Genomic DNA, 16,122 nt, shown 5'->3' on the forward strand with positions numbered 1-16,122 from the left:
AAGAATGATGGAATTATTTTCTGTATACAGTTACCTCATGTAATTACAACATTAATAATGTTAATTATTTCTATTACTGCTGGCGAAGATTACTGCATATAAAATAACATCAGGGTAAATAATCATGTTGATACTCAAAACGCGAATAGGAAAAATGCTTCTTATCCTATTAATTGGGATAAGCATCTGGTTTAGCCCAGTACCAGAATCTGTTGACCCACGCGCCTGGCACCTCATGGCGGTCTTTGCCGCGACAGTGATTGGTGTGATTCTCTCACCTTATCCGTTAGGTGCCATGGCAGTATTCGGTCTGACAGCCGCCACCGCCACCGGCTTGCTGAGCATTAAAGAAGTGCTCGCTGGTTTTTCTGATCCCATCATCTGGATGATAGCCTGCGCTTTCTTTATCTCACGCAGTTTTATTAAAACAGGTTTTGGCCGCCGGGTCGGTTACTTATTTATCAGTAAGTTAGGCCATAGCTCATTGGGTCTGGCTTACGGTTTGGTGCTCACCGATTTACTGTTCGCACCCGCGATGCCATCTACTGCTGCTCGTTGTGGTGGCATCATTACACCGCTATTTCGCTCGATATCTGATGTATATGAATCAAGCCCCGAGCAAAGCACTGAACGCAAAATCGGGGCTTTTTTGGTGCAATGTATCGTCCAGTGTAATGCCATTATTTGTGCCATGTTTCTGACGTCAATGGCCGGTAACCCGATGATAGGTAAGCTGGCTGGCGAGATGGGAATAACCATTACCTGGGCCAGTTGGGCGCTGGCCGCGATTGTCCCGGGTTTAATCTCTCTCACGGTCATCCCATTGCTACTGTATCGCTTTTATCCGCCGGAATTGAAAAAAACCCCAGAAATGCGCGCACTGGCCATTGTAAAACTGAAGGAAATGGGGCGAATGAGCCGCAATGAATGGATCGTGTTATCAGTATTCATTGGGCTGGTAACCCTGTGGGTGTGTGGCACTATGCTAAATATTGATGCCACCATAACCGCCTTTATTGGTCTGGCTATCTTGCTGCTGAGCGGCGTACTGACTTGGGATGATGTCATTGCCGAGAAAGAAGCATGGCATACTATGATTTGGTTTGCGGTGCTGCTAACACTCGCTAGCCAACTGAATAAGCTGGGGTTTATTCGCTGGTTTGGAGCCTCAATGGCCGGTTCGGTACAGGGCATGAATTGGGTACCGATGATGGGGATTCTACTGCTGGCGTACTATTACAGCCACTATATGATGGCCAGCGCCATTGCCCATATCAGCGCCATGTATACGATTTTTGTTTCTATCACTATATCGGCAGGCGCACCGCCAATGCTGACAGGATTGGTGTTTGGCATGTTCAGTAACTTGTATATGGCGACCACACATTACTCCGGTGGCCCTGCTGCTATCCTATTTGGTTGCAACTTTATCCCCCTCACCACCTGGTGGAAAATCGGTTTTCTGATCAGTTTGGTGGTCATTCCTATCTGGCTAATTATCGGCAGCGTATGGTGGAAAGTATTGGGTTTCTGGTAAGAAGACCAAACAGATAACCGCACTGTTACACTGGCACGGTGTATAAACAACATCTTCGCCATCCATCTTTTTATATCATTTACCGTGATTATGATATAATTGATGGAAAGCTCACCTCGCTTACCGATAGCCTCTCTTTTGTGACCATTCACTACGCGAACACCGCTTTTAATGTAAATATTGCGTCAATTATCGTATTCACGAAAACGATAATTGACCTACGGTGTCTGAAGATATGTATCGCTATCGAGTTATATCCTTATGCGTTACAAGCTCGCACTTAACGCATAACGATAGAGTTCATATGATAAAACCGCAGAAATTCCATATTTCACTGCTCCACCCGCGCTATTGGCTAACTTGGTTTGGCCTTGGTGTGCTATTTCTATTAGTCCAACTGCCCTACCCGCTGATAAATAAATTGGGGATTTGGCTCGGACGTACCTCAATGCGCTTTCTCAAGCGACGGGTTTCTATCGCCCGACGTAACCTCGAACTGTGCTTCCCTGATATGGACAAAACCACCCTCGAGCGGACGATTGTGGGTAATTTTGAATCCTTGGGTATGGGGTTGCTGGAAACAGGTATGGCGTGGTTTTGGCCCGATGCGCGCGTCAAGCGCTGGTTTACCGTCTCCGGTCTGAATAACCTGAAAAAAGCGCAGGAAGGCAAACGCGGTGTCTTGGTGATTGGCGTACATTTTATGTCGCTGGAACTGGGTGGCCGAGTCATGGGCCAATGCCAACCGATGATGGCAATGTACCGTCCACACAATAATAAAGTGATGGAATTAGTACAGACTTGGGGCCGAATGCGCTCCAATAAGGCGATGTTGGATCGTAAAGACCTACGCGGTATGGTGCACGCATTGAAGAAAGGTGAAGCCGTTTGGTTCGCCCCAGATCAAGATTACGGCCCGCGAGGCAGTGTTTTTGCACCCTTTTTTGCCGTTGATCAAGCCGCCACCACAAGCGGTACCTTTATGTTGGCCCGCTTGGCAAAACCGGCGTTGCTGCCATTAGTGTTACTGCGCAAAACAGATGGCAGCGGCTATGACCTGCTTATCCAACCAGCATTGGAAGATTATCCAATAGATGACGAATTAGCCGCCGCCCGTTACATGAATAAAGTGATTGAAAAAGAAATCATGCGCGCACCCGAGCAATATCTTTGGTTGCACCGCCGCTTTAAAACGCGCCCAGCGGGTGAAGCATCACTCTATTAAGCACAACATAAATATGAAAAACCCGGCCTTCACCGGGTTTTTTATTATCTAAAATTGCCCCAATGCTATTTGTTTACCACTGTATTTTCTGTTTCCACTGGACTGTTTGTGGACTCAGTGTCTTCTATTACTTCGGCCTGACGCCCCTCCAACGTTTTGCAAGCAGTCCCGATGGTCGGTGGTGCCGACGTCGGGAAACTCTCTTTCGGCAAGATATATACCGGTGTCGTGGCCACGAAGCCATCACTGAAAGTGGCCTCAATAAAAGTCGCCTGCCAGCCGGAAGCTGGTGTAATAAACGCAATTTCAATGATATTTTCCGGTGTTACCGCCAGTGGGAATTCGGCGTAGCGCACATCACAGGCATAGCGGAAATCCCGCGCATCATTATTTGCCGCAGTCCATAGCAGCACTTTATTCGGCGTCTCGGACAGCGTTACCTTCATTGTTTGCACCTTTTCTTTCATTCCGATGCTGACATCCACTTGCGGCAAGGCAGTGGATTGCCGTAGGCGATTAACCAAGGGAATCAATGACTGTTCGCTGAAAGCCTTAATACCATAGTGGCTGGAATTGGGTGCCACCCTCAAGACTTTTTCACCCGGTAATTTATCGTAATAAAAATCTGTATTATCAGGCACATAAAAATCGTCGCCACTGGCATTGATAATATATTTAGGAATACTCAGCCGGGATTGATACTCAGTTCCCATATATTGCATAGGATCAATAATCTGCATCAATTTAGAAAAGCCGACAGTCTCCAACTTTTTATCAATTTCGTCCTGATAATAAGGGGCGAAAGCAATGGGCCAGTTCCCACCATAAGATTTATACATATGTTCCAATGCAGCGCGGGTATCAAGCAGATCAATAACAAAGGGCACCATGGCTACAACCCGGGTATCAGCAAGCGACGTGAGCCAGGTTGTCCAGCCCCGTTTGGATAAGCCGGTGACAATAAAACTGTCTAATGCTTTTTCCGGCAAAGCTTGTTGGGCCAGGGTCATGACCTGAGAAACTGCCGCCGCCATGGGGACGTGCAAGGGCAAGGTAGAACGAGACTCCGGTGCATCCATAAATAAAGTCCAGCTACGGGCGACACTGTAATCCTCCTTGCGTGGTACGCCATCCTGTTGATATTCAAGATATTGATTGGGAATAGTGCTGATTGATATCACCACGGCATTCGTTTCCCGGGCAATATTTTTTAATGAGTCGATGGAGAAATCAGTCGGGCCAGAGGCAGGAACCGTGCTGGTTGCGTGGTTAATACCATTATTAATAACAACCAATCCTTGCGTCGAGGTACTGTCACTTGGAATAAAGATCTCAACCTCATGCTGCCAGGCGGCAGGGGAGACCAAATTCTCAGGTGCCCACTGTTGAGAAGTCAGTTGGTAACGACGCCATTCTAGCCCCGGTAAATCCTCCTGACTCAGCAAATTGTAAATAAGCGGCTCGCTGGACAATTTATCTTTATAACAGGATAAAACCTGAGAAAAATCCGTATTGCTGCATTTTGTTGTTTCGACATCCGCTTGTGCCAGACAACTGGCGGTGAACAACCAGGGTAATCCACAAATCAAAGCCGTTAAATAATGAGGCATAATCCCTTTCCTTTTATCTAATATACGAGGTAAAAACTTTCTCAGAGGAATTAGATAACGAATTGGGAATTCAAAAAATCCGAATTTCACCGGTATATGCAGTTTTTTATATTACTACCCTGATAAAATATGGGCCGCAATATCATTCAACCTTTCTATTTATATGGCTATTTTATACATCGCAGGAAATTATTGAGTAAACATCGGTGATTTTGGCACCGATTATTCACTCATCCAGAATGCGTTATTATCATTACCACAGCACATGCCCAATCAGCGGTGCGCCGATGACTGTAATAATACCGGCCAGCATCATCACCAAGCTGGATACTACGCCCTCTTGTTGCCCCATTTCATAGGCTTTGGCAGTACCCGCCCCGTGAGAGGAGGCCCCAAGGCCCGCGCCTTTTGCCAATCCGCTGCGCACAGAAAGGCGCAGAAACAGCAAATCCCCGACCGCCATGCCGAAGACCCCGGTAATCACCACAAACAGCGCGACTAAGTCCGGCTGCCCGCCCAACTGCTTTGCGGCTTCCAGGGCAAAAGGTGTGGTAATCGAGCGCACCGCTAAACTGCGCTGCACTTCTTCCGAGAGAGTTAATAACTTCGCCAGCCACACCGAACTGACTACCGCCACAGTAATCGCGGTGATAACGCCCGCAGTGAGAGACAACCAGTGACGGCGGATAATCGACAGATTCTCATAAACCGGCACAGCAAACGCGATAGTCGCCGGCCCCAAAAGCCACAGTAACCAATGCGTCTCACCAATATAATCCTGATAAGAGATATGGGTGACCACCAGCAGCAACACCAGCACCATCGGGGTTAACACCAAGGGCATCAGCAGCAATGACCGGCGGCGGCGATAGAGTTTTTTGTTGGCAAAGTAAAGTATCAGTGTTGCCAGGAAACACGCGATGCTGATAATAAAATCATTCATGATGATTAGACTTGCGGCGTTGCAGCCACACCTCAAAACGGTAAACCCGGTCAACCACTAAGCCCGTCGCCGCGAGTGTCAGTGTGGTACTGACCGCGATAACAGCAAAAATTTTCCAACCATCTACCATAATTAATTGCGCGTAATTCACCACCGCCACCACTGCAGGAACAAAGAACAGCAGCATTTCAGCCAACAGCCAGCGCGAACCGGCTTGAACCCAACGCACCGGCAGAATCCGCAGCATAATCATAGCCAGCAGCAATAACATGCCGACGATATTGGCGGGCAACGGCAGGTGAAAGAGACTCACCAGTTGGTCAGCAATAATAAACAGCCCGGCATACAGCGCCACCTGAACCGGCACTTGTAAACGCGAGAGAACAGACGGCGCAAAACTGCGTAACGCCAATGACATGAGAAACCCCAGTGGGAAATTTTACCAGTGCTCAGTATAGGCCGCAGGAAACCTTGCGAAAAATGAATTAAAATCATTGGAATCATGCCTAAATGGAATGCTTTGCACCGCCACTCTCTCACTCATTGATAGGAAAGCTGATGGATATCAGAACATTGCGTTATTTCGTCGAAGTGGTGCGCCAGCAAAGCTTCACTCGGGCGGCGGAGAAGCTTTTTGTCACCCAGCCCACCATCAGCAAAATGCTACGCAATTTGGAAAATGAATTGGAGTGCAGTTTACTGACTCGTGAAGGACGACGCCTGCATTTGACTGACAGCGGGCAGGCGGTTTATCAGCGCGGACTGGCTATTCTCGACCAATTTCAACAGTTGGAAGCGGAGCTGGAAGACATCAGTTCATTGAAGAAAGGCAAGTTACGGCTGGGAATTCCGCCGATGGTCGGCACGCAAATGGCGGTACTTATCAGTGAATTTCGCCGAAGTTACCCCGGTATTGAGCTACAAATTGCCGAATTTGGTGGTTTGACCGTGCAACAAGCGGTGTTATCCGGTGAGCTTGATTTAGCCCTGACCGCCCTTCCTGCAGATATCAATTTGCCGCTGACATCATTGCCGCTGTTCAGCCACCCACTGTGTGTGGTGGTGCCGCGCACTGCATTTTGGCTTAACCGTACCACCATTAGTATCCCTGAGTTGGCGGACCTTCCCATCCTGATTTATAACGAAGATTTCGCCCTTTACCGCCAGTTAATGGATGCTTTTACCACCGGTGGTTTTACGCCCCAAATCGCCGTGCGTAGCGGTCAATGGGACTTTCTCGCCGCCATGGTGCAAGCCAATATTGGTATCGCCATTCTGCCGGAACCTATTTGCCAGCGGCTGGATAAAAACGCGCTGTTATGGCTACCATTAGAACCGCTGATGCCCTGGCAGTTAGGATTGATATGGCGTCAAGGAAGTTATCTTTCTCACAGTGCTCAAGCATGGATTAGCCGCTGCCGTGAATTTTGGCCCAATGGTTCATTGGTTGAGATAAAACCGGCCACTGATGAGTCGCCGGTTTAAGGCGAATTAACCTTCTTTTTCGATTAACAGCGCTTCCAGTAAATCTAAATCATGCAGCAATTTTTGCAGGGTTTCGTTGCTGATTTTCTGCGTAGCGCGCAAGTGATACAGCTCGCCACGTTCGGCCCGCAGCGCAGTTAAGCGGAAACGCCGCTCCAGATTTTCTATCAATAACCTGTTCTCGATTTCATCTTTGCTACCAGTTCGCCGTCGCAGAGTACCAATCACCCGTGAACTGACTTCTTTCAGTAATTCAGGGTCGATATTCTCCTCACTGCTGGCGGCCAGGCGCTCTTCCATCTTATTCAAGCTGACAATCGCCACTTCCGCCGCCGCCGCCCGCGCCAAACGAATTTCTTCGCGGCTGGCACTTTTATCGGCCATCACTACACCGCGCAGCAATGGTGGCAAAGCAATGACCCCGACAATGACTGATAGCAAAATCACGCCGGTGGCGATAAATACCAATTGGTAACGGGATGGGAAAGCCGAGCCATCACTGAGGAATAACGGAATGGACAGCACACCGGCCAATGTAATTGCCCCGCGCACCCCGGCGAACGAAGCAACCCATAGCTCGCGGGTGGTGTAATTGCCAAATTCCAATGGCCGCTTAGTCAACACTCGCTTGCTGATTTTCTTCATCGACCACAACCAGCTAAACCGCAGCACCAGCAAGGCACCATAAATGATGGCGACATCGGCGAACAGGTTCCAGGTTTGAATCGTCGGGTCCAGTTCGGCCTGCACGATCGAGGTTTCCAGAATGCCCGGTAATTGCAGGCCCAGCAGGATAAACACCATGCCGTTAAACACAAATTCTAGCATCGACCATACACTGTCGGCGCGTAACCGCATGGTCAGTGGCGCGTTACGGATCACGCCAGACTGACTGATGGTCATCCCCGCAGCCACCGCAGCCAAAATGCCGGAAACCCCAATATGCTCGGCAATCAAGTAAGAGGCGAACGGCAACAGCAGCAGCAAGACGATTTGTGTTGCCGGGTCATCACCACTCCAGCGGCTCATCAAACGCAGCGATTTACTGTATAGCCAGGTAACAGCCACACCGGCCAACAGCCCACCAATCGCCACTTTCAAGAATTCTAGCGTCGCGCCGGAAACCGTAAACACCATGGTGCCCATCGCCACGGCAATGGCAAATTTCAGCGCCACCAGACCGGAAGCATCATTCATCAATGCCTCCCCTTCCAGTACGCCCATAATCGATTTAGGTATGCGCCCTTTCCCCACAATACCGGACAACGCCACCGCATCAGTTGGCGACAATACCGCCGCCAGCGCAAAGGCGGCGACCAGCGGAATACCCGGCACCATCCAGTAAATCAGGTAGCCGACGCCCACAATCGTGACCAACACCAAAGCCAGGGCTAGACCAAATATTTCCCGCCCATGGTGGATAAATTCCCGTGTCGGTGTTTTCCAGCCGTCAGCAAATAACAGCGGCGGAATAAACAGCACCAAGAATAATTCAGGGTCAAAATCAACATGCAAACCAAAGTGGGGGAAAGCCAATAAGGCACCAAAAACAATCTGCATTAATGGGAGAGGGATTTGAAACGGCAACATCCGGGTGACGACGCCGGAAAGCGACACCACCAAAATCAGGATGAGGATTGTAAAAAAGATTTCCATGCTTTCCTTAGACTCGACTCAACTTAATTTATTTCAACTTAAAACCTGAGCGCCCCCCCCATAGACAGGGCCGAAGCGTAGCTTTTGATAGTAGATCAATTTTTTGCGCAGCGGGGAAAAAAATCGGTAATTGATGGCAGGAAAAACAAAGAAAATAGGGATATTAGTCTGGTGACAATATTGGGGGCAGGATACCCCCAATATCAGAGAGCTTAGATTGCCCAGCCACCAGCATAGAATGCCACCAGCGCAACCGCGATAATCACGGTGCCGAGGTTCAATTTACGCCATTCACCAGAGAAAATGCGGCCAATCACCAGTGAACTGAAGCCCAGCATAATACCGGTGACGATATTACAAGTCAGCACGATAAACACCGCGCAGAGCAGGCCGGACATTGCATCAACGAAATCTTCGAAATCCAATTTAGCGACATTGCTCAACATCAACAAACCGACATACATCAGCGCAGGTGCCGTCGCATATGCCGGAACCAAATAGGAAAGCGGAGAAAGGAACAGCATAAACAGGAACAAAATACCGACGACAGTGGCCGTCATACCGGTTTTGCCGCCAGCCGCCGTGCCAGCAGCGGATTCAATGTAAACTGCCGCTGGTGCCGCGCCGACCAAACCGGCGAAGATGCTGCTGACCGAGTCAGAGGTCAGCGCTTTGCCGCCACTGATAATCTGGCCGTCTTTATCCAGCAAGTTGGCTTGCCCAGCTACCGCGCGAATGGTGCCGGTAGCATCAAAGACTGCCGTCATCACCAACGCCAACACACTTGGCAGCACCACAGGATTCAGTGCGCCCATGATATCAAGACTGAAAATCAATGAGTTACCGTTAGCATCTGCCAGGCTTGGCATGGCAAACAGCCCTTGGTAAGTCACACTTGGGTCAAAAATCAGGCCGATAATTGAGATGGCAATAATCACCAACAGAATACCACCCGGTACCCGCAGTTTTTCCAGCCCGAAAATCACCGCCAAGCCCAATAACGTCATAATAACCGGGAAAGAAGTAAAAGCGCCCAGCGCGACTGGCAAACCTTCAATCGGGTTTTTGATTACCAAGCCGACACCATTCGCGGCAATGAGCAGCAAAAACAAACCAATACCAATGCCGGTACCGTGTGCTACGCCCATCGGCAAGTTACGCAATATCCACGAGCGGATACCGGTGACGGAGATTATAGTAAACAGCACGCCCATCAGGAATACCGCGCCCAAGGCGACAGGAATACTGATGTGCTGGCCCAATACCAAGCTAAATGCTGTAAACGCCGTCAATGAGATGGCGCAGCCAATGGCCATTGGCAAATTCGCCCACAACCCCATCAACAAAGAACCCAAGCCAGCAACCAGACAGGTAGCAACAAACACTGCGGTTGGGGGGAAGCCCGCTTTACCTAACATACTCGGCACAACAATGACCGAATAAACCATGGCAAGAAAAGTCGTCAGGCCGGCCAGCACTTCCTGGCGTACATTACTGCCACGTTCACTAAGCTTGAAAAACGCATCAAGCGAACCTTTTGGCTTGACTGCCTGGTTCCCCTGAGGATTGGTGCTAGACATGGTTATGTCCCCTGTGTGTCATTTTAAAGTAGTCAACAAGCCCGTGCCCTTTCCAAACGTAATCGTTTCCGTCTCTGCCGATTAACTCGTCAATTCTCCCAACGCCGATATGACGGAGAAAATAGCAAACGATTAGCTGGAAACACGCATGACTGAAAAAAATCGAAGAAAAACTACAATAAGCGTCATTGTTGCAGGCAGTTTGGACGCGGCCAGCGCGCAAAAACCGGAGCGTACACTCAGTACGTGAGGATTTTTAGCACTGCCCAAGTTCAAAATGGCAAATAAAATAGCCTTATTGTAAGGCAAACGATTATCTAGCTATTCGTAGCGACTAATCAACATCAGAAAGCGACATTTAATGCATTTTCTTACATTAATTTGTCTGGGAGACATTAATTAGGGAACCCATGTAGATTTATCCATTTTCTAATTTGAAAGCGCCGCCCTTTTCAATCGCCTGCTGATAAGCCGGGCGCTGATGGATACGCACCAAGAAATTTTGCAGTTTTGGGAAACCCTCAAGCCCATTACGGGTGTTGATTGCCTCGATAGGAAAACTCATTTGAATATCTGCGGCACTGAAATCACTGCCGGCAAACCATTGATTCTTTGCTAAATGTTGTTCCAGATAATCGCGATGAGTGGCTATTTGCTTATTCAAATAACTTTTTTGTACCCCATCACCCAATGCCTTGGCTACCGGGCGAATAATCCACGGCACTGGCGGCCCACCGAAGCGGCTGAAAATAAGCTTCATCACCAGCAACGGCATCAATGACCCTTCGGCATAATGCATCCAATAACGGAATTGTTGGCGATCATAATGGCCGGTGGGCTTAAACAAGCCCTGTGCATCATAGGTTTCCTGTAGATACTCGATAATGGCTCCTGATTCCGCCAGTGTCAGGTCGCCATCAGTAATCACTGGCGATTTCCCCAACGGATGGATTTTTTTCAACTCCGGTGGTGCCAACAAGCTGCCGGGGTCGCGCTGATAGCGCTTCAACTCGTAGGGAACTTGTAACTCTTCCAGCATCCACAAGATTCGTTGTGAACGTGAATTATTCAGATGGTGAACAATGACCATAACCATGCTCCATATGATAAGCGACCGAGAAAGTTACAATGCTAAAGAAGTTATTATAGTCGAGAGCCAGATAACGTTATTTATTCTGATATCATCATAAAACAGCCTTTAGATTGTAATCCACCATAACAACCTAAAAGCTGTATTATCAAATCACAACTTATAGTCTGTATTTCTGATTTACAGCTTATTCGTTGTATTGTGAGATTACAGTTTATATGCTGTATTATGTTATTGCGCACCATTCCCTGCGGAGGTCTTGATGGATTATCCTATTAAAATTTTGAGTCAATTGCGCCCTACATTAATTGGCTTTCGAAAGAATAAAGGGCTGACTCAGGCCAGCTTGGCCCAACTATTAGGCATTACCCAACAGTCCTATGCAAAGCTTGAGGCTAATCCTGCATCGGCCAGTGTTGAACGACTTTTTAAAATATTGCATCTTTTAGATATCGAGCTGATCCTTGGTGAGAAAAAAAACGCCAGCTCGCATCCCAGTAAAACGCACCCGTCAGAAAAAAGTCCGGCGATAAATTTACCGTCAAAACATTTACCATCAAAACAAGAGGATTGGTGATATGACTCGTCGAACTCAACGGCTCAATATCTGGATGAACGGCCAGCGAGTTGGTTATTGGGAAAAAAAACGAGGCGAAGAATCACTGAGTTATGCCCAAGAATGGTTAGCAAACGAACAAGGCCGCCCGCTGTGAAATTGGCCGGTTTGAAGACCAAAAGGCATTGATTGTTGAACGCTTTGACCGACGACTATCGAATGATAGCCGCTGGATTGTCAGGTTACCGCAAGAGGATATGTGCCAACCCATCCGATTATCGGGGCGGGCCGTAATCAAATTGCGGCCCAGAAAACCAAGTTAGCGATGGCGGTGCGAGGGAGTAAAAATTACTATTTAATTAACCAGATACAGCGACGCCATTGGCGAAAACAGGCCGAGATTGTTGGATTGGGAGCCGCTCTCGCTGACACTATTATTGACGAAGTTATTGCTGCAACACCACGAGTTGTCACCCAGATACAGGCTGTACTTCCCGCTGATTTTCCGGCTGACTTAGCAGAAAGTATCCTGACAGGTCTTCAGCGACAATGTGACAAAATAGCGGCAATGCCTTGACTGGTCAGTATAAAAAACCCAGCTATTACACTGGGTTTGATTTCTCAGTCTTGAATTACCGGGATCAGAACGGAATATCGTCGTCAAAATCCATTGGTGGCTCATTGCCGCCTTGTGGTTGTGCTGCTGGAGCAGGCTGAGCTGGGCGCGAAGTCTGGCCGCCACTGAACTGATTGCCACCTTGTGGCTGCTGAGGTTGACCCCAACCGCCTTGTGCGCCACCCTCTTGTGCTGCGCCACCACCCGCTGGAGCACCACCGCCTTGACGGCCACCCAGCATTTGCATGGTGCCACCCACGTTAACCACAACTTCTGTGGTGTATTTCTCAACACCAGCCTGATCTGTCCACTTACGGGTCTGTAGAGCACCCTCAATATAGACCTGAGAGCCTTTGCGCAGATATTCACCCGCAACTTCTGCCAGCTTGCCGAACAACACTACACGGTGCCATTCCGTCTTTTCTTTCTGCTCGCCAGTGGCTTTATCACGCCAGCTTTCGGAAGTCGCCAGGGTGATATTGGCAACAGCGCCGCCGTTCGGCATGTAGCGGACTTCCGGGTCTTGGCCCAAATTCCCGACCAAAATCACTTTGTTTACGCCTCTGCTGGCCATGTGAACTCTCCTGATGAAATAAATTTTGTACAGTACATACTCTAAATAATTCGAGTTGCAGGAAGGCGGTCAACGCACATGCAACTTAAAGTATGACGAGTATAAGCGAGTAAGTTTAACACGCTAATAGGCAAAGGGCACAACTGATCATAACTGCGGAATGTATAGCAGATTTATCGCAATAACAGCCTTAATTGCACCCGGATACTGGATATCCATTCAGGTTTTTTTGTGTCATAATTATCCGTTTCGTACTGGCTATGTCCTTTTGGGGTGTTGCAAAATGCACCTATATATCACCCAAAGTAATTGGAATTGCAGTTAGGCAGCAAGCTAACAACTCTGTAGTTTCAAGTACGAAAGGTGAAAGGGATACGCTGAGAGGCTCAGTTTACATCCGGGAAATGTTTGAATGGATAATATCGAAGTTCGGGGCGCTCGCACCCATAATCTTAAGAATATCAACCTGATTATCCCGCGCGACAAACTGATCGTGGTCACCGGTCTATCGGGTTCAGGCAAATCCTCACTGGCTTTTGACACCCTGTATGCCGAGGGGCAACGCCGCTATGTTGAGTCTCTCTCCGCCTATGCGCGCCAATTTCTGTCGCTGATGGAAAAACCGGATGTCGACCATATTGAAGGTCTCTCTCCGGCCATCTCCATCGAGCAAAAATCAACCTCCCATAACCCGCGCTCCACCGTGGGAACTATCACTGAAATCCATGATTACCTGCGTTTGCTGTTTGCCCGTGTCGGCGAGCCGCGCTGCCCGGATCATGATGTCCCGCTGGCGGCCCAAACGGTCAGCCAGATGGTGGATAACGTCATCAGTCAGCCCGAGGGCCGCCGCCTGATGTTACTGGCGCCAGTGGTAAAAGATCGCAAAGGCGAACATACCAAAACGCTGGAAAATCTGGCGATGCAGGGCTATATCCGGGCGCGGATCGATGGCGAAGTTTGCGATCTGTCTGATCCACCGAAATTAGAGCTGCAAAAGAAACACACCATTGAAGTGGTGGTCGATCGCTTTAAAGTACGCGAAGATCTGGCACAGCGCCTGGCCGAATCATTTGAAACAGCATTGGAGCTTTCCGGCGGTACTGCCGTGGTCGCCGATATGGACGATCCACACGCCGAAGAGTTGTTATTCTCCGCCAACTTTGCTTGCCCAATTTGCGGCTATAGCATGAGTGAGCTGGAACCACGCCTGTTTTCCTTTAACAACCCAGCCGGTGCTTGCCCGACCTGTGATGGTCTGGGCGTGCAACAATTCTTTGACCCAGACCGTGTGCTGCAAAACCCGGAGCTGTCACTGGCGGGTGGCGCAATTCGTGGCTGGGATCGCCGCAACTTCTATTACTTCCAGATGCTACGTTCATTGGCGGATCATTATAAGTTTGATATCGAAGCGCCATTTAACTCGCTAGATGCCGCAACACAGAAAGCTGTGTTATACGGTTCTGGCAAAGATACTATTGAATTCAAATACATAAATGACCGCGGTGATACCACCGTGCGCCGCCATCCTTTCGAGGGGGTGCTGCACAATATGGAACGCCGTTATAAAGAGACCGAATCTAGTGCGGTGCGCGAAGAGCTGGCTAAATTTATCAGCAACCGCTCTTGTACCTCATGCAACGGCACCCGCCTGCGCCGCGAAGCGCGTTATGTCTTTGTTGAAAAAACCACATTGCCGGAAATCTCGGAACTGAGTATCGGCCATGCGCTGAGTTTCTTCCAGAATATGAAACTGAGCGGCCAGCGGGCGCAAATTGCCGAGAAAATACTGAAAGAAATTGGCGACCGGCTAAAATTCCTGGTGAACGTCGGGCTAAATTATCTGTCACTGTCCCGCTCGGCGGAAACCCTCTCCGGTGGCGAAGCGCAGCGTATCCGCCTGGCCAGCCAGATTGGGGCCGGTTTGGTTGGCGTCATGTATGTGCTCGATGAGCCGTCCATCGGCTTGCATCAGCGCGATAATGAACGTTTGCTGGAAACATTGATTCACCTGCGAAATCTGGGTAATACCGTGATTGTGGTGGAGCATGATGAAGATGCTATTCGGGCCGCCGACCATGTGATTGATATCGGCCCAGGTGCCGGAGTGCATGGCGGTGAAGTGGTCGCAGAAGGGACGGTTGATGACATTATGGCCGCTCCTAAGTCACTCACCGGCCAGTTCCTCAGCGGCAAGCGGGAAATTGCCATCCCAGCCCAACGGGTCGCGGGTGACCCAAGCAAAGTATTGAAGTTAATTGGTGCCAGCGGCAATAACCTGAAAGATGTGACGCTAACACTGCCGGTCGGGCTATTTAGCTGCATTACCGGGGTTTCTGGCTCGGGTAAGTCCACTCTTATCAATGATACTTTATATAGTATTGCGCAGCGCCAGTTGAACGGGGCGACCAGTAATGAGCCGGCTCCGTATCGTGATATCCAAGGGCTAGAGCATTTCGATAAAGTTATCGATATTGACCAAAGCCCGATTGGCCGGACTCCGCGCTCTAACCCGGCAACTTATACCGGCATATTTACCCCCATTCGCGAGCTATTTGCGGGCGTACCTGAGTCACGCGCTCGAGGTTATACTCCGGGCCGCTTTAGCTTTAACGTGAAAGGCGGCCGTTGCGAAGCCTGTCAGGGTGACGGGGTGATTAAAGTTGAAATGCACTTCCTGCCAGACATTTATGTCCCTTGCGATCAATGTAAAGGTAAGCGCTATAACCGCGAAACACTGGAAGTGAAATACAAAGGCAAAAGTATTCACGAAGTGTTGGCGATGACTATCGAAGAGGCGCGCGAGTTCTTTGATGCGGTGCCAGCATTGGCGCGTAAGCTGCAAACCTTGATGGATGTGGGCCTGTCATATATTTGTCTCGGCCAGTCGGCGACCACCTTATCGGGCGGGGAAGCGCAGCGAGTCAAATTATCTCGCGAACTGTCAAAACGCGGCACCGGCCAGACACTCTATATTCTGGACGAACCGACCACCGGCCTGCACTTTGCTGATATTCAACAGCTATTGGCGGTGTTGCATCAGCTGCGCGATCAAGGCAATACCATTGTGGTCATTGAGCATAATCTGGATGTGATTAAGACCGCAGACTGGATTGTCGATTTGGGGCCAGAGGGCGGCAGTGGCGGCGGCGAGATTTTAGTTTCCGGCACACCAGAGACGGTCGCAGAATGCGCGGCATCACACACGGCCCGATTCCTCAAACCGATGTTGCAACGTAAATAAAACATC

The 16,122-nt window shown here is 49.3% G+C and carries 15 protein-coding genes; 8 read left to right on the top strand and 7 right to left on the bottom strand.

Going from position 1 to position 16,122, the window contains the following annotated elements; translation table 11 throughout:
- Positions 1-124 precede the first annotated feature (124 nt).
- Positions 125-1,537 carry a DASS family sodium-coupled anion symporter gene (locus OP863_RS17905; RefSeq protein ID WP_145591932.1) on the top strand — a complete coding sequence of 471 codons (1,413 nt, stop codon included), beginning with the start codon at positions 125-127 and terminating at the stop codon, positions 1,535-1,537.
- Positions 1,538-1,841: 304 nt separating this feature from the next.
- Entirely contained in the window at positions 1,842-2,762 is a 921-nt protein-coding gene (gene lpxP, locus OP863_RS17910) for a kdo(2)-lipid IV(A) palmitoleoyltransferase (RefSeq protein WP_145588497.1), read from the top strand.
- A gap of 65 nt (positions 2,763-2,827) precedes the next feature.
- On the opposite strand, the gene OP863_RS17915 is transcribed toward lpxP, so the two are convergent.
- From OP863_RS17915 to OP863_RS17925, 3 genes are all read right to left on the bottom strand, one after another.
- The gene (locus OP863_RS17915; protein ID WP_265525677.1) at positions 2,828-4,372 is read right to left on the bottom strand and encodes a PhoPQ-activated pathogenicity-related family protein; all 1,545 of its coding nucleotides are present in this window, start codon (positions 4,370-4,372) and stop codon (positions 2,828-2,830) included.
- A gap of 253 nt (positions 4,373-4,625) precedes the next feature.
- Positions 4,626-5,315: an LrgB family protein gene (locus OP863_RS17920; protein ID WP_050292217.1), complete on the bottom strand. Its 690-nt coding sequence runs from the start codon at positions 5,313-5,315 to the stop codon at positions 4,626-4,628.
- Entirely contained in the window at positions 5,308-5,733 is a 426-nt protein-coding gene (locus OP863_RS17925; RefSeq protein WP_038638579.1) for a CidA/LrgA family protein, read from the bottom strand. Before OP863_RS17925 ends, OP863_RS17920 begins: the two co-directional genes overlap by 8 nt.
- Positions 5,734-5,873: 140 nt before the next feature.
- Between OP863_RS17925 and OP863_RS17930 the strand changes: the two genes are divergently transcribed.
- A complete protein-coding gene (locus tag OP863_RS17930) occupies positions 5,874-6,800 on the top strand; it encodes a LysR family transcriptional regulator (RefSeq protein WP_038638576.1) in 927 nt (308 codons plus the stop codon).
- A gap of 6 nt (positions 6,801-6,806) precedes the next feature.
- On the opposite strand, the gene OP863_RS17935 is transcribed toward OP863_RS17930, so the two are convergent.
- The 3 genes from OP863_RS17935 to OP863_RS17945 all read right to left on the bottom strand — a co-directional run bounded on the left by OP863_RS17935 (position 6,807) and on the right by OP863_RS17945 (position 11,126).
- The gene (locus OP863_RS17935) at positions 6,807-8,456 is read right to left on the bottom strand and encodes a Na+/H+ antiporter (protein ID WP_038638574.1); all 1,650 of its coding nucleotides are present in this window, start codon (positions 8,454-8,456) and stop codon (positions 6,807-6,809) included.
- A 212-nt stretch (positions 8,457-8,668) separates the two neighbouring features.
- Positions 8,669-10,036, bottom strand: coding sequence for an NCS2 family permease (locus tag OP863_RS17940; RefSeq protein WP_038638571.1), 1,368 nt, complete (start codon positions 10,034-10,036; stop codon positions 8,669-8,671).
- Positions 10,037-10,454: 418 nt separating this feature from the next.
- A complete protein-coding gene (locus tag OP863_RS17945) occupies positions 10,455-11,126 on the bottom strand; it encodes a glutathione S-transferase family protein (protein ID WP_145588503.1) in 672 nt (223 codons plus the stop codon).
- 262 nt (positions 11,127-11,388) lie between these two features.
- Between OP863_RS17945 and OP863_RS17950 the strand changes: the two genes are divergently transcribed.
- The 4 genes from OP863_RS17950 to OP863_RS17960 are packed head-to-tail and all read left to right on the top strand — an operon-like array spanning position 11,389 to position 12,259.
- On the top strand, positions 11,389-11,703 hold the full coding sequence (locus tag OP863_RS17950) for a helix-turn-helix transcriptional regulator (protein ID WP_186368366.1): 315 nt from the start codon (positions 11,389-11,391) through the stop codon (positions 11,701-11,703).
- A gap of 1 nt (position 11,704) precedes the next feature.
- The gene (locus OP863_RS17955) at positions 11,705-11,839 is read left to right on the top strand and encodes a HipA N-terminal domain-containing protein (protein WP_261369802.1); all 135 of its coding nucleotides are present in this window, start codon (positions 11,705-11,707) and stop codon (positions 11,837-11,839) included.
- A 28-nt stretch (positions 11,840-11,867) separates the two neighbouring features.
- Positions 11,868-12,005: a hypothetical protein gene (locus OP863_RS20025; protein WP_322887870.1), complete on the top strand. Its 138-nt coding sequence runs from the start codon at positions 11,868-11,870 to the stop codon at positions 12,003-12,005.
- Complete coding sequence (locus tag OP863_RS17960) at positions 11,942-12,259, top strand: hypothetical protein (protein WP_265525678.1); 318 nt, start codon at positions 11,942-11,944, stop codon at positions 12,257-12,259. Before OP863_RS20025 ends, OP863_RS17960 begins: the two co-directional genes overlap by 64 nt.
- Positions 12,260-12,323: 64 nt before the next feature.
- On the opposite strand, the gene OP863_RS17965 is transcribed toward OP863_RS17960, so the two are convergent.
- Positions 12,324-12,872 (bottom strand): single-stranded DNA-binding protein, encoded by a 549-nt coding sequence (locus OP863_RS17965; RefSeq protein WP_145588509.1) that lies wholly within the window; start codon positions 12,870-12,872, stop codon positions 12,324-12,326.
- A gap of 412 nt (positions 12,873-13,284) precedes the next feature.
- Here OP863_RS17965 and uvrA point away from each other — a divergent pair, with 412 nt between their 5' ends.
- The gene (gene uvrA / locus OP863_RS17970) at positions 13,285-16,116 is read left to right on the top strand and encodes an excinuclease ABC subunit UvrA (protein WP_038638557.1); all 2,832 of its coding nucleotides are present in this window, start codon (positions 13,285-13,287) and stop codon (positions 16,114-16,116) included.
- Positions 16,117-16,122: the final 6 nt, after the last annotated feature.

Source organism: Yersinia sp. SCPM-O-B-9106 (C-191) (genome assembly GCF_026183365.1).
GTDB classification, from domain to species: domain Bacteria; phylum Pseudomonadota; class Gammaproteobacteria; order Enterobacterales; family Enterobacteriaceae; genus Yersinia; species Yersinia rochesterensis.

Excerpts from the sequence above, each read along its gene's own strand:
- OP863_RS17920 (WP_050292217.1), bottom strand. The coding sequence starts at position 5,315 with ATGAATGATTTTATTATCAGCATCGCGTGTTTCCTGGCAACACTGATA.
- OP863_RS17935 (WP_038638574.1), bottom strand. The coding sequence starts at position 8,456 with ATGGAAATCTTTTTTACAATCCTCATCCTGATTTTGGTGGTGTCGCTT.
- OP863_RS17945 (WP_145588503.1), bottom strand. The coding sequence starts at position 11,126 with ATGGTCATTGTTCACCATCTGAATAATTCACGTTCACAACGAATCTTG.
- OP863_RS17925 (WP_038638579.1), bottom strand. The coding sequence starts at position 5,733 with ATGTCATTGGCGTTACGCAGTTTTGCGCCGTCTGTTCTCTCGCGTTTA.
- uvrA (WP_038638557.1), top strand. The coding sequence starts at position 13,285 with ATGGATAATATCGAAGTTCGGGGCGCTCGCACCCATAATCTTAAGAAT.
- OP863_RS17915 (WP_265525677.1), bottom strand. The coding sequence starts at position 4,372 with ATGCCTCATTATTTAACGGCTTTGATTTGTGGATTACCCTGGTTGTTC.
- OP863_RS17955 (WP_261369802.1), top strand. The coding sequence starts at position 11,705 with ATGACTCGTCGAACTCAACGGCTCAATATCTGGATGAACGGCCAGCGA.
- lpxP (WP_145588497.1), top strand. The coding sequence starts at position 1,842 with ATGATAAAACCGCAGAAATTCCATATTTCACTGCTCCACCCGCGCTAT.
- OP863_RS17950 (WP_186368366.1), top strand. The coding sequence starts at position 11,389 with ATGGATTATCCTATTAAAATTTTGAGTCAATTGCGCCCTACATTAATT.
- OP863_RS17965 (WP_145588509.1), bottom strand. The coding sequence starts at position 12,872 with ATGGCCAGCAGAGGCGTAAACAAAGTGATTTTGGTCGGGAATTTGGGC.
- OP863_RS17940 (WP_038638571.1), bottom strand. The coding sequence starts at position 10,036 with ATGTCTAGCACCAATCCTCAGGGGAACCAGGCAGTCAAGCCAAAAGGT.
- OP863_RS17905 (WP_145591932.1), top strand. The coding sequence starts at position 125 with ATGTTGATACTCAAAACGCGAATAGGAAAAATGCTTCTTATCCTATTA.
- OP863_RS17930 (WP_038638576.1), top strand. The coding sequence starts at position 5,874 with ATGGATATCAGAACATTGCGTTATTTCGTCGAAGTGGTGCGCCAGCAA.